The sequence below is a fragment of the Pseudomonas sp. RIT-PI-r genome (assembly GCF_001297015.1).
In the GTDB taxonomy this organism is placed as follows: Bacteria; Pseudomonadota; Gammaproteobacteria; order Pseudomonadales; family Pseudomonadaceae; genus Aquipseudomonas.
The window spans coordinates 34,882-48,000 of sequence record NZ_LIGE01000022.1 but is presented as its reverse complement, the minus strand read 5'-3'; the positions used below and the strand labels follow the sequence as shown (position 1 = coordinate 48,000).

At 56.3% G+C, this 13,119-nt stretch carries 12 protein-coding genes and 4 tRNA genes; 3 read left to right on the top strand and 13 right to left on the bottom strand.

Annotated elements, in window-relative coordinates:
* Nucleotides 1-125: 125 nt before the first annotated feature.
* The 6 genes from AK821_RS08355 to tig all read right to left on the bottom strand — a co-directional run bounded on the left by AK821_RS08355 (nt 126) and on the right by tig (nt 8,644).
* Nucleotides 126-1,997, bottom strand: coding sequence for a SurA N-terminal domain-containing protein (locus AK821_RS08355; RefSeq protein WP_064389229.1), 1,872 nt, complete (start codon nt 1,995-1,997; stop codon nt 126-128).
* A 230-nt stretch (nt 1,998-2,227) separates the two neighbouring features.
* On the bottom strand, nt 2,228-2,500 hold the full coding sequence (locus tag AK821_RS08350; protein ID WP_008077714.1) for an HU family DNA-binding protein: 273 nt from the start codon (nt 2,498-2,500) through the stop codon (nt 2,228-2,230).
* 148 nt (nt 2,501-2,648) lie between these two features.
* On the bottom strand, nt 2,649-5,045 hold the full coding sequence (gene lon, locus AK821_RS08345) for an endopeptidase La (protein WP_064389228.1): 2,397 nt from the start codon (nt 5,043-5,045) through the stop codon (nt 2,649-2,651).
* Nucleotides 5,046-5,208: 163 nt separating this feature from the next.
* Nucleotides 5,209-6,492: an ATP-dependent Clp protease ATP-binding subunit ClpX gene (gene clpX, locus AK821_RS08340; RefSeq protein WP_007951558.1), complete on the bottom strand. Its 1,284-nt coding sequence runs from the start codon at nt 6,490-6,492 to the stop codon at nt 5,209-5,211.
* 113 nt (nt 6,493-6,605) lie between these two features.
* The gene (clpP, locus tag AK821_RS08335; RefSeq protein WP_007951559.1) at nt 6,606-7,241 is read right to left on the bottom strand and encodes an ATP-dependent Clp endopeptidase proteolytic subunit ClpP; all 636 of its coding nucleotides are present in this window, start codon (nt 7,239-7,241) and stop codon (nt 6,606-6,608) included.
* Between the two features lie 92 nt (nt 7,242-7,333).
* Nucleotides 7,334-8,644, bottom strand: a complete 1,311-nt coding sequence (gene tig / locus AK821_RS08330) for a trigger factor (RefSeq protein ID WP_064389227.1) — start codon at nt 8,642-8,644, stop codon at nt 7,334-7,336.
* Between the two features lie 144 nt (nt 8,645-8,788).
* Here tig and AK821_RS30085 point away from each other — a divergent pair, with 144 nt between their 5' ends.
* Nucleotides 8,789-9,001 (top strand): hypothetical protein, encoded by a 213-nt coding sequence (locus AK821_RS30085; RefSeq protein ID WP_122854304.1) that lies wholly within the window; start codon nt 8,789-8,791, stop codon nt 8,999-9,001.
* Nucleotides 9,002-9,046: 45 nt separating this feature from the next.
* Here AK821_RS30085 and AK821_RS08325 read toward each other — a convergent pair.
* The 4 genes from AK821_RS08325 to AK821_RS08310 all read right to left on the bottom strand — a co-directional run bounded on the left by AK821_RS08325 (nt 9,047) and on the right by AK821_RS08310 (nt 9,527).
* Nucleotides 9,047-9,122 (bottom strand) — tRNA-His (locus AK821_RS08325).
* Nucleotides 9,123-9,199: 77 nt separating this feature from the next.
* Nucleotides 9,200-9,284, bottom strand: a tRNA-Leu gene (locus AK821_RS08320).
* A gap of 58 nt (nt 9,285-9,342) precedes the next feature.
* Nucleotides 9,343-9,418, bottom strand: a tRNA-His gene (locus tag AK821_RS08315).
* Between the two features lie 32 nt (nt 9,419-9,450).
* A tRNA-Arg gene (locus AK821_RS08310) sits at nt 9,451-9,527 on the bottom strand.
* Between the two features lie 275 nt (nt 9,528-9,802).
* Here AK821_RS08310 and folD point away from each other — a divergent pair.
* Both folD and pbpG read left to right on the top strand, forming a co-directional pair.
* The gene (gene folD / locus AK821_RS08305; RefSeq protein ID WP_064389226.1) at nt 9,803-10,657 is read left to right on the top strand and encodes a bifunctional methylenetetrahydrofolate dehydrogenase/methenyltetrahydrofolate cyclohydrolase FolD; all 855 of its coding nucleotides are present in this window, start codon (nt 9,803-9,805) and stop codon (nt 10,655-10,657) included.
* Nucleotides 10,658-10,887: 230 nt separating this feature from the next.
* A complete protein-coding gene (gene pbpG / locus AK821_RS08300) occupies nt 10,888-11,826 on the top strand; it encodes a D-alanyl-D-alanine endopeptidase (protein WP_064389225.1) in 939 nt (312 codons plus the stop codon).
* A gap of 53 nt (nt 11,827-11,879) precedes the next feature.
* Here the strand turns inward: pbpG and AK821_RS08295 are convergent, their stop codons facing one another.
* From AK821_RS08295 to AK821_RS08285, 3 genes are all read right to left on the bottom strand, one after another.
* Complete coding sequence (locus AK821_RS08295) at nt 11,880-12,086, bottom strand: hypothetical protein (RefSeq protein WP_064389224.1); 207 nt, start codon at nt 12,084-12,086, stop codon at nt 11,880-11,882.
* A gap of 12 nt (nt 12,087-12,098) precedes the next feature.
* Nucleotides 12,099-12,305, bottom strand: a complete 207-nt coding sequence (locus AK821_RS08290) for a DUF6021 family protein (RefSeq protein ID WP_064389223.1) — start codon at nt 12,303-12,305, stop codon at nt 12,099-12,101.
* Between the two features lie 88 nt (nt 12,306-12,393).
* Nucleotides 12,394-13,065, bottom strand: a complete 672-nt coding sequence (locus AK821_RS08285) for a peptidase C39 family protein (protein WP_064389222.1) — start codon at nt 13,063-13,065, stop codon at nt 12,394-12,396.
* Nucleotides 13,066-13,119 lie beyond the last annotated feature (54 nt).

The following is a 13,119-nucleotide window of genomic DNA, read 5'->3' as shown; positions in this document are numbered from 1 at the left end:
ATGAATGGCAGGTAAAAGTCGCCAGCATCGTCGATCGATGAAGATCTCGTCATTAGCTGCCAGTCGACCACAAAAAAGCCCCGGCATTGCGGCCGGGGCTTTTTGTCTTGCTGCTCAGTCAGGCATCAGAAACGCTTGATTTCAGCCTGAGCTTCCAACTGCTTGCGGTACGCTGCGAAGTCCTGCTGACCTTCACGGGACGCGAGGAAGCGACGGTATTGAGCCTTCTCTTCATCGCTCGGTGCCGCTGCTTCGTTGACGCCGTTCAGGCGTACGATCATCAGACTGCCATCCGGCAGCGTCACGCTGCTGAACGTCGGCTTGTCCTTGGCCGCTGGTTTCGGCATGCGGAACAGCGCCTGCAACACGGCCGGATCAACACCTTCCTGCGCACGGGTGGCCGCTTCGGTGGCTTTCCAGCTCTGACCGTCGACGGCCTTGTCCAGCGGCGCCTTGCCATCGCGCAGATCAGCGATCAGCTTCTCGGCCTTGGTCTTGGCAGCAGCGCTGGCGTGCTCTTTGGTCAACTGGGTGCGGATGGCCGCGCTCACGCTTTCCAGAGGCAGTTGCGCAGGCTTCAGGTGCTCCTTGGAGCGCAACACGATCACGGTTTCCGGATCCAGTTCGATGGCGGTGCTGTTGGCACCCTCATCAATCACTTCGGGGCTGAATGCTGCAGTGATCACGGCGCGGTTGGCTGCAACACCTTCGCCACCTTCACGGCCAAATGGCTTGGAGGTGTGCACGGTCAGTTTCAGGTCTGCCGCTGGTTGTGCCAGATCAGACGCTTCGAACGCGGAGTCTTCCAATTGCTTGGTCGCTTCGACGAAACGCTGCTCGACCTGAGCCGCTTTCAGCTCGCGCGTCAGTTTGTCTTTCAGGCTGGCCAGAGTCGGCACTTCAGGTGCTTCTATCCCCAGCAGCTTGATCAGGTGGTAACCGAAATCGGTGCGAACCGGCGCGGAAACCTGATCCTTGTTCAGCGAGTACAAGGCTTTTTCGAAGGCTGGATCGTAAACGCCAGGACCTGCATAACCGAGGTCACCGCCATTGTTGGCCGAACCCGGGTCTTGCGAGAACTCTTTGGCCAGCGCTTCGAATTTCTCGCCCTTGGCCAGACGTGCCTGGACTTCTTCGATCTTCGCCTTGGCCTGAGCTTCGGTGGTCTTGTCGTTCACTTCGATCAGGATATGCGCAGCACGACGCTGTTCCGACAGGTTGGCGATTTCTTTCTGATACGCCGCCTGCAGGTCTTCGTCCTTGACGGCAACCTGGTCGAAGAACGACGACTTCTTCAGCTCGAGGTAATCGATGACCACTTGATCAGGGGTCATGAATTCCTTCGCGTGTTCGTCGTAGTAAGCCTTGACCTCGTCGTCCGTCAGCTTCACCGCAGCCGGATCGGCCTTGATGTTCAGGGTGGCGAAATCGCGTGTCTGTTTTTCCAGACGGGCGAATGCCAGCACTTCAGCGTCAGTCACAAAACCGCTGCCCGCTACACCGGCACGCAGTTGGCCGATCAGCATTTCCTGAGCCAGCATCTGGCGGAACTGCATGCGGCTGTAACCCAGTTGACGGATCACCTGGTCGAAACGCTCGGAACTGAACTTGCCGTCGACCTGGAATTCAGGTGTCTGCAGGATCACTTGGTCCAGTGCGCCTTCGGAGAATGCGAATTTCGCCTGTTCTGCGCCTTGCAGCAGCAGCTTGCGATCAATCAGACCCTTGAGGGCCGATTCGCGGAGCATTTTTTCGTCGAGCAAGGAAGCATCGAAGTCCTTGCCCAGTTGTTGCATCAACTGACGGCGTTGCATATCAACGGCCTGGCTCAGTTCGTTCTGGCTGATTTCTTCACCGTTGACCTTGGCCGCCTCATTCTTGTGAGTCGTGGCCTGGAAAATGGCGTCGAAACCGGTCAGCGCCATCAGTGCAACGATGACCCCGATAATGGTCTTGGCAATCCAGCCTTGTGAATTGTCCCTGATATTCTGCAGCATGCGTCCCCCAGAAACGGTTGAACTTCAAAATTAGGCAACCGTGGAGCGTGGGTAGAATCCGGATAGAAGAAAGGCGCATCCGAGGATGCGCCTTCTCGTAACTGGCGGAGCGGACAGGGCTCGAACCCTCGATCCCGGCGTTACAGGCAGCTCTTTCAGCGACCTGTTCTACCGCTCCGCTGCCAAGTCAGGGATGACCCCGACCCGGATGGGTAAAAACTTGTAACGACTTAGTTGACCGCTTCTTTCAGTGCTTTACCGGCTTTGAAGCCTGGTTTTTTAGCAGCAGCGATCTGCAGCGTCTTGCCGGTCTGTGGGTTACGACCAACGCGAGCTGGACGATCAGTCACGGAGAAAGTACCGAAACCAACCAGAACAACGGAGTCGCCAGCCTTGAGAGCGCCAGTGACGGATTCGATTACAGCGTCCAGCGCACGGCCAGCAGCAGCTTTCGGGATATCAGCGGATGCAGCGATAGCATCAATCAGTTCCGACTTGTTCACTCTAAGTCCCCTTATATCTATTTTGAGATGATTCTAAGTTTTTTGGTGAAAGCAAAAACGAGTGCTGAATGGCCTACAGACACTTAAGAGCCGCTTTATAACAAGGGCTCTAAAAAGCTGTCAAGGAAGCCACCCAGGCAAAAGCATACTAATGCGTGCTAATTCTTTCCTTAGCATCAGACTCACGTTTTTCATCCTTGGCAACTATCTCCGGAGCCACATCCGGCAAGGGCTCCGGCGCGTATTGCAGCGCAATTTGCAGGACCTCGTCAATCCATTTAACCGGTTTAATCTGCAGATCCTGCTTGATGTTGTCCGGAATCTCCTTGAGATCACGCACGTTCTCTTCAGGAATAATCACAATCTTGATTCCGCCGCGGTGAGCTGCGAGCAGTTTTTCCTTCAGGCCACCAATCGCCAGCACTTGACCACGCAAGGTGATTTCACCGGTCATGGCGACATCGGCGCGTACCGGAATGCCGGTCAGGGCCGACACCAGTGCCGTACACATGCCGACACCAGCGCTAGGACCATCCTTCGGCGTTGCCCCTTCCGGCATGTGGATGTGCGTGTCGCGCTTCTCGTGGAAGTCCAGGGGAATGCCCAGGCTCTTCGCGCGGCTGCGCACCACGGTCAGGGCAGCAGTGATCGATTCGACCATTACATCACCCAGCGAACCGGTCTTGATCAACTGACCTTTACCCGGCACCACAGCCGCTTCGATGGTCAGCAATTCGCCGCCAACCTGCGTCCAGGCAAGCCCTGTGACCTGACCGATCTGATCCTGCTGCTCGGCCAGGCCGTAGCGGAACTTGCGCACACCGAGGAAATGCTCCAACAGATCAGCTGTCACTTTCACCGAGAAGCGTTTTTCCAGCGCATGCTCTTTCACGGCCTTGCGGCAGACCTTGGCGATCTGACGCTCGAGGCCACGCACACCGGCTTCACGGGTGTAGTAACGGATGATGTCGCGAATCGCTTCCGCGTCGAATTCCAACTCGCCCTTCTTCAGACCGTTGGCGGTGATCTGTTTTGGCGAGAGGTATTTGACGGCAATGTTGATCTTTTCGTCTTCGGTGTAGCCCGGCAGACGAATGACTTCCATCCGGTCCAGCAGTGCTGGCGGGATGTTCATCGAGTTCGAGGTGCACAGGAACATCACATCCGAGAGGTCGTAATCGACTTCCAGATAATGATCGTTGAAGTTGTGGTTCTGCTCGGGATCGAGCACTTCCAGCAACGCCGACGCCGGATCGCCACGCATGTCGCTGCCCATCTTGTCGATTTCATCGAGCAGGAACAGCGGGTTGCGAACCCCCACCTTTGTCATCTTTTGAATCAATCTTCCCGGCATCGAACCGATGTAAGTCCGGCGGTGACCGCGAATTTCCGCTTCATCACGCACACCACCGAGGGCCATACGTACGAACTTGCGGTTGGTGGCGTGGGCAATCGACTCCGCCAGCGAGGTTTTACCCACGCCAGGAGGACCCACCAGGCACAACACCGGGCCACGAATTTTCTTCACGCGCTTTTGCACGGCGAGGTATTCAAGGATGCGTTCCTTGACCTCTTCGAGACCGTAGTGATCGGCGTCGAGAATGTCTTCTGCTCGCGCCAGGTCAAGGCGCACCTTGCTTTGCGCCTTCCACGGCACTTGCACCAGCCAGTCGATATAGGAGCGCACCACGGTGGCCTCGGCGGACATCGGCGACATTTGCTTGAGCTTGTTCAGCTCGGCGGTAGCCTTGGTCAGCGCGTCTTTCGGCAGGCCTGCTGCATCGATGCGCTTTTTCAGCTCTTCGATTTCGTTGTGACCTTCATCGCCGTCGCCCAGCTCTTTCTGAATGGCCTTCATCTGCTCATTCAGGTAGTACTCGCGCTGGCTGCGCTCCATTTGCTTTTTGACACGGCCGCGAATGCGTTTTTCGACTTGCAGCAGATCGATCTCGGCATCCAGCAACGCCAGAACGTGCTCGACCCGGGCCGACAAATCGATGATTTCGAGGATTTCCTGCTTCTGCTCGATTTTCAGCGCCATGTGCGCAGCCATGGTATCGACCAGACGACCCGGCTCATCGATGCTGTTGAGCGACGACAGGACTTCAGCCGGAACTTTCTTGCCCAACTGCACATATTGTTCGAACTGCGACAGCAGAGTGCGCACGAAGACTTCGGACTCGCGCTCGGCGGCGTCAACTTCTTCGATCAGCGAAACTTCCGCACGGCAATGGCCGTCGACTTCGCTGAAGCGCTCGACGGTGCCACGCTGCTCACCCTCGACCAGAACCTTGACAGTGCCGTCAGGCAGCTTCAGAAGCTGCAGGACGGTGGCGATGGTACCTACGCGATAGAGAGCGTCTTCCCCGGGATCATCGTCAGCCGGGTTTCTCTGGGCCAGCAGCAGAATCTGCTTGTCACCCGTCATCGCTGCCTCGAGGGCTTCGATGGATTTCTCGCGCCCCACGAACAGCGGGATAACCATGTGCGGATAAACCACGACATCACGCAATGGCAGGAGAGGCAATTCGATGGTTGTCTTCATGATTTCGCCTCTACGGCGGCCATATGGCCGTAATCAGATGGAATTGAGCTTGAAACCAAGATGGGGGCTGCCTTGAAAAAAAACAAGCGCAAAGCGGATGTAAAAAATGACATAAAAAAAAAGAGGCCCGAAGGCCCCTTCTTTGTTGCGGCAGAGAGGACGCTTACGCGTCCGGCGCTGCCTTGGCGGCCGGCTCACTGTTCTCGTAGATATACAGTGGCTTGGACTTGCCTTCGATCACGCTTTCATCGATCACGACTTTGCTCACCTCGGACTGCGAGGGGATTTCATACATCGTGTCGAGCAGTACACCTTCAAGAATCGAGCGCAGGCCACGAGCACCGGTTTTACGTTCCAGGGCACGCTTGGCGACCGATTTCAGCGCGTCGGAACGGAATTCCAGATCCACGCCTTCCATCTCGAACAGCTTGGCATACTGTTTGGTCAGAGCATTTTTCGGCTCGGTGAGAATCTGCATCAGCGCAGCTTCATCGAGCTCGTCCAGCGTCGCGAGGACCGGCAGACGACCAACGAATTCCGGGATCAGACCGAACTTGACCAGATCGTCAGGCTCGACTTCACGCAGGGATTCACCGACTTTCTTGCCTTCTTCCTTGCTGCGCACTTCTGCGTTGAAACCGATGCCGCCTTTGGTGGAACGGTTTTGAATAACCTTTTCCAGACCAGAGAACGCACCACCACAGATGAACAGGATGTTACGGGTGTCTACCTGCAGGAATTCCTGCTGCGGGTGCTTGCGACCACCTTGCGGCGGTACGGAAGCGACCGTGCCTTCGATCAGTTTCAGCAAGGCCTGCTGCACGCCTTCACCGGAAACGTCCCGAGTGATCGACGGGTTGTCGGACTTGCGGGAAATCTTGTCGATTTCATCGATGTAGACAATGCCCATCTGGGCCTTCTCTACGTCGTAGTCGCATTTCTGCAACAGCTTCTGAATGATGTTCTCGACATCTTCACCCACGTAACCCGCCTCGGTGAGGGTGGTTGCGTCGGCAATGGTGAACGGAACGTTCAGCAAGCGGGCCAGCGTTTCGGCCAGCAGGGTTTTACCCGAGCCGGTCGGGCCGATCAGCAGGATGTTGCTCTTGCCGAGTTCGACGTCGTCAGCCTTTTTGTCACGCTGGTTCAGACGCTTGTAGTGGTTATACACCGCTACGGCCAGAACCTTTTTTGCACGCTCCTGACCAATGACGTATTGATCAAGGATGCCGCTGATTTCTTTAGGCGAAGGCAATTTATGCGCGCTGCTTTCGGCCTGGGCTTCCTGCACCTCCTCGCGGATGATGTCATTGCACAGGTCGACGCACTCGTCGCAGATAAAGACCGAGGGGCCGGCAATCAATTTGCGCACTTCATGCTGGCTTTTGCCACAGAAGGAGCAATAGAGCAGCTTGCCGTTGTCCTCGCCGTTGCGGGTGTCAGTCATTCGTTCGATCCAAATCCAATAGGCTTGCAACACAAGATGAAGGCTATTGCGGGCTTTTTCAAGCCCGCCGCTGATCAGACCAGCCGACCAAGCCTATTTTGAGCTGCTTATTTTTAAGCTGGACGCTGGTTGATCACTTCATCGATCAGACCATATTCCTTCGCAGCTTCTGCACTCATGAAGTTGTCGCGGTTGGTATCGCGCTCGATTTCTTCCAGAGTGCGACCGCTGTGCTTGGCCATCAGTGTGTTCAGGCGCTCACGAATGAAGAGGATTTCCTTGGCATGGATTTCGATATCCGATGCCTGACCCTGGAAACCGCCCAGTGGCTGGTGAATCATCACTCGCGAGTTCGGCAGGCAGAAACGCTTGCCTGGCGCGCCTGCGGTCAGCAGGAACGCGCCCATGCTGCACGCCTGACCGATACAGGTGGTCGACACGTTGGGTTTGATGAACTGCATGGTGTCGTAGATCGACATGCCAGCCGTCACCGAACCGCCCGGGGAGTTGATATAGAGATGGATGTCCTTGTCCGGGTTTTCCGCTTCAAGGAACAGCAGTTGCGCACAGATCAGGTTGGCCATGTAGTCCTCTACCGGACCAACCAGAAAGATCACTCGCTCCTTGAGAAGGCGCGAATAGATGTCGTAGGCGCGTTCGCCACGAGCGGACTGCTCGACAACCATCGGAACCAGGCCGCCTGCGGCCTGGATATCTGAGTTCTGCTGAATATACGAATTACGGAACATGCTCTGCAGTCACTCCCAAATAGTTATGTCTTGAATACGCATAAGCCAGCTCGAAGGCTGGCTTATGTGTGTGCTTCTTAACGCAAAATCAATCAGTCGGCTTTTGGAGCTTCTACCGGCTTGACCGCTTCTTCGTAAGAGACCGATTTGTCGGTCACGCTAGCTTTCTGCAGAACAGTATCCACAACTTGTTCTTCCAGCACAACCGAACGGACTTCGTTCAGTTGCTGGTCGTTCTTGTAGTACCAGGACACAACCTGCTCAGGCTCTTGATAAGCCGAAGCCATTTCCTGAATCATTTCGCGAACGCGAGCTTCGTCAGGCTTCAGGTCGAATTGCTTGACCACTTCAGCAACGATCAGGCCCAGCACTACACGGCGCTTGGCTTGTTCTTCGAACAGCTCGGCCGGCAGTTGATCAGGCTTGATGTTGCCACCGAACTGCTGAACGGCCTGCACGCGCAGACGGTCAACTTCGTTGGACAGCAGAGCCTTCGGCACTTCGATCGGGTTGGTGGCCAGCAGACCGTCCATTACCTGATTCTTGACCTTGGATTTGATCGCCTGACGCAGTTCACGCTCCATGTTCTTGCGAACTTCGGTGCGGAAACCGTCGATGCCGCTTTCCTTGATACCGAACTGAGCGAAGAACTCTTCGTTCAGCTCTGGCAGCTTAGGCTCGGAGACAGTGTTGACAGTCACGGTGAACTCGGCGGTTTTGCCAGCCAGGTCCAGGTTCTGATAGTCCTCTGGGAAGGTCAGGTTCAGAACGCGCTCTTCGCCGGCTTTAGCGCCAACCAGGCCTTCTTCGAAGCCAGGAATCATGCGGCCGGAACCCAGCACCAGCTGAGTACCCTTGGCGGAACCGCCAGCGAACACTTCGCCGTCAACCTTGCCAACGAAATCGATGTTCAGTTGGTCTTCGTTCTGGGCAGCGCGATCGGCCACTTCAAAACGGGTGTTCTGCTTGCGCAGGATGTCGAGCATTTTGTCCAGGTCAGCGTCAGCCACGTCAGCGCTCAGGCGCTCAACGGTGATGCCTTCGAAACCGGCAACGGTGAACTCAGGGAACACTTCGAACACTGCAACGTATTCCAGATCCTTGCCAGCTTCGAGCGACTTTGGCTCGATCGAAGGCGAACCGGCAGGGTTGAGCTTCTGCTCAACCACAGCTTCGTAGAAGGAGGACTGGATCACGTCGCCTACAGCTTCCTGACGCGCATCGGCACCGAAACGGCGCTTGATTTCACTCATTGGCACTTTGCCTGGACGGAAGCCAGCAATCTTGGCCTTTTGGGCAGTCTGCTGCAGACGCTTGTTGACCTGGCTCTCGATGCGCTCAGCCGGCACAGTGACGCTCATGCGGCGCTCAAGAGCAGTAGTATTTTCAACAGAAACTTGCATGGATATTCCTCGTTGCACAGACGTTAGCCGGCCGTTTCCGACCCCAGAATCAAGGGCATGCATTCTAGTGGGTCAAACTCAAGAAGTCACCCTACTGAAAACGGGTAAAAAAACAGCAGGCATTTTATCGGGACCGCTACACCAATGCAGCGCATCCCACAGGCGAATACAACCAATCACGCCAGGGCTCTGCGCCAACCGCTTCTATATATAGAAGAGACTGCCAATCACTCCCTGACGGCCGGCCTTGCAAGCAAGCCCGGCGAGCAGCGCGGCATCATCGAGCAACATAAATACGACGAAGCGCCCTGCTCTTGCGTCCCGAAACCAGCAATTGCCGGTTTTCAAAACCGCTAAAACAAAAAAGGCGCCAGACTGTTAAATCTGGCGCCTTTCGAAATATGGGGTGGACGATGGGGATCGAACCCACGACAACGGGAGTCACAATCCCGTGCTCTACCAACTGAGCTACGCCCACCATATTGCGTAACAAAAAAGCCAATTAACTTCTTTGTTGAAACCTCACCAGCCCGAAGACCCGAATGAAGCTTTAATTGGTGCGGATGAAGAGACTCGAACTCTTACGCCTCGCGGCGCTGGAACCTAAATCCAGTGTGTCTACCAATTCCACCACATCCGCAGATGAAGCCTTTGAAGCAAAAACGCCAGACCGTTAAATCTGGCGTTTTTTCGAAATATGGGGTGGACGATGGGGATCGAACCCACGACAACGGGAGTCACAATCCCGTGCTCTACCAACTGAGCTACGCCCACCATATCGCGTTACTTGTGCCAAAGCTGCCTAATGGCGCACCCGGCAGGACTCGAACCTGCGACCATCCGCTTAGAAGGCGGATGCTCTATCCAGCTGAGCTACGGGCGCCTTGTTAATCTGTACTCTTAAAGGACTACAAACTAAGTGCTTTCCAGTGTCGCAGAACATACATTCCGCTCCACCTTCTTAACCAGTGCTAGGCTGTGCCCGACAAGTGCGACGAATAGTATAGAGCGCTCCAAAGGTCGTCAAATCCTTTTTGAAAAAAATTCATTTAATTAAAGGGGTTAGGGGAATTTGCTGACCAAGCGCCTTTGCCCTCACCGCGCGACATGCGAGAATGCGTTCTCATTTTTTCCCCTCTCGATGGTTAATCACGCGCAATGACTGCACAACTAATCGACGGCAAATCGATCGCCGCCAGCCTGCGCCAGCAGATCGCCCAACGAGTTGCCGAGCGTCGCCAGCAAGGCCTGCGCACTCCCGGCCTCGCGGTGATCCTGGTCGGCAGCGATCCTGCCTCTCAGGTTTATGTCTCGCACAAGCGTAAAGACTGTGAAGAGGTCGGCTTCCTCTCTCAAGCGTACGACCTGCCCTCTGAAACCACGCAACAAGCGCTGACCGATCTGATCGATCGTCTCAACGACGACCCTGCGATCGACGGCATCCTGCTGCAACTGCCGCTGCCCGAGCACCTGGACGCCTCGAAACTGCTCGAGCGCATTCGCCCGGACAAAGACGTCGACGGTTTCCACCCTTATAACGTCGGTCGCCTGGCCCAGCGCATTCCGCTGCTACGTCCGTGCACACCTAAAGGCATCATGACGCTGCTGGAAAGCACTGGCGCTGACCTCTATGGAATGGACGCAGTGGTTGTCGGCGCGTCCAACATCGTCGGTCGTCCGATGGCGATGGAATTGCTACTGGCCGGCTGCACCGTCACTGTGACCCACCGCTTCACCAAAGATCTGGCCGGCCACGTCGGTCGCGCCGATCTGGTGGTCGTGGCCGCCGGCAAGCCGGGCCTGGTCAAGGGCGAGTGGATCAAGGAAGGCGCGATCGTGATCGACGTCGGCATCAACCGTCAGGACGACGGCAAACTGGTCGGTGACGTTGTCTACGAAACCGCCCTGCCCCGCGCTGGCTGGATCACTCCGGTACCGGGCGGTGTGGGCCCGATGACTCGTGCCTGCCTGCTGGAAAACACCCTGTATGCGGCAGAAACCCTGCACGCCTGACCGGTACTTTCAGCAATAAGAAAAACCCGCCTTGTGCGGGTTTTTTCATGCCTGAGAAAAAACTGTAACCGTTCGCCGGAAACCCCTCTTTTTACAGGCCTTTTCACGAGATTTTCAGGCCCTTCAAACAACCATCGACAGATCTTCAGCCATACTCCTAGAATGCGACGCTTTGAAGAAATAACCCGTTACAAACTAACGGAATATCCAACCTTTATGAGTTCGCCCGCGTGAAAATTCGTCTCTCGATTCTGAGCCTGTTTTTTGCATTTACAGGCACTTTCATCACGCCAACGATCAACGCTGCGGAAACCACCGCTGCCCCCCGTGACGCTTCGACACTGAAGATCGCCTCCGGCAGCGCCCTGCTCATGGATATGCAGACCAACAAAGTCATTTATTCCAGCAACCCTGACGTGATCGTGCCGATCGCCTCGGTGAGCAAGCTGATGACTGGACTGGTAGTGGTTGAAGCCCGGCAAAACATGGACGAATGGATCAATGTCGATATCAGCAACACACCGGAAATGAGAGGTGTGTTCTCCCGAGTCAAACTCAAGAGTGAGCTGCCGCGCCGCGAGATGCTGCTGATTGCGCTGATGTCCTCGGAAAACCGCGCCGCCGCCAGCCTCGCGCACCACTATCCGGGTGGCTATGCAGCCTTCATCGCGGCGATGAACGCCAAGGCCAAGGCACTGGGCATGACCAGTACGCACTTCGTCGAGCCAACAGGCTTGTCGGAGCGTAACGTTTCCACCGCCCGCGACCTGAGCAAGTTGCTGGTGGCCGCGCACAAGTACCCGCTACTCAGCGAGCTCACCACCACCAAGGAAAAAACCGTGTCGTTCCGCAAACCCAATTACACCTTGGGTTTCCGCAATACCGATCACTTGGTCAATAAAGCCGACTGGGACATCAAGATCACCAAGACTGGCTTCACCAACCCCGCCGGGCATTGCCTGGTACTGGTGACGAGGATGGGTAACCGTCCGGTCGCCCTGGTGATTCTCGACGCCTTTGGCAAATACACCCATTTTGCCGATGCCAGCCGTATCCGCAGCTGGGTTGAAACCGGCCGCAGCGCCAACGTTCCTGCGGTGGCGCAACAATACAAGGCCGAGAAAAACCTCAAGTCGCGCCAGAGTGGCGTAGTTGAAGCGTCCAAGTAATCCGCCACACAAGGAAAAGCCCCGAATCTTCGGGGCTTTTTTTCATCTGTATGTCAGTCATTGGGCAGCGGCATCTGGTCGTCATCGGGGATGCCATCGCCTGCACTCCGATCCCGTGCAGGTTCGGGCGTCATGATATTGGGCCGGGCCATCGGATCGCGCAGCGGGCTATCCGGGTCCAGTACCGGATCAATCTCCGGCTCTGGGGTGGTAGGCACGCTGTCCGGTTTCTGGTCGTCGAAGCTTGAATCGGTACTCATACGCACCTCACATCAAGGTTTCAGATTGGCTAATGGGTCATAAGGCTTGGCCGGCTGCTTATCGTCCTCGCCGGGTTTCACGTCTTTCGGCGCTTTCGCCGGGCCGACGGGATCGACTTGCGGATCATCGAGATCCGGCGAATCCGGATCGAAGCCCAGATCATGTCCCGAAGAATGCTCGGTCGAATGCGGGCCTTTCGGCGATGGGGAATCTGCCATGCTCACCTCCTGATTCACCCGAAAAACGGGTTATAGGCGTAAGAGGCTTGCCGGGCGCAGTCGTGCCCGGCAGATGACGAACGGAGACTCAGTGTGCCGCCAATGCCTTGCGCGCCTGCGCTGCTTCGTTTTCCTGACCGGCCTGAGCCAGTTCATCCGCCGCTTTGAGCCAGCGCTGACGGTCGACGGCTGCCGGGATCTGCGAGGGTTTTTGAATCAGAATCGCCCAGCCACCGGACTTTTCCAGCGCCGATTCAAAGGCACTGAAACTCATCAGTTCGCGACGATTCATGCCGGCACGCAGCAAAACCTTCTGTTTATTGCGGTCGTAGCCGGACAGGATCGCGTAACGCGGCTCCGCCCAGAATGCCGAGCCCTCGCTGAAGCGCACCATCACCGGGTAACCCGCCGCCACTTGCATCAACAGCGCGGGCAGGTTGCTGTCCAGCGGATAAACCACCATGCCGTATTCACGGGCAAGGTTCTGGATATTCTCCTGCAGTTTGTCTTCGGCACCCGGCAAGCGCAGTGGCTTTTCCAGCAAACCCGGGGTAATCACGATGCCCTGCTGCGACAACAGGCTGGCCAGCACTTGCGGCCCGCTCTGATTGGCTTCGCCGCGATAGAACGTGCCACTGAGTTCGACCCGTTCCGGCAGACGCTTGACCTCAGGCGCGACACTGCCTGCACAGCCGGCCAACATGGCCGCGCATCCGGCCACCAGCAGCGCCGCACGAATTCGAGAAAATACCTGCACCATCGTCACTCTCTGTTCAGACGCCGGTCATCGTGTTCCGGCAACGCCTGCGATCAT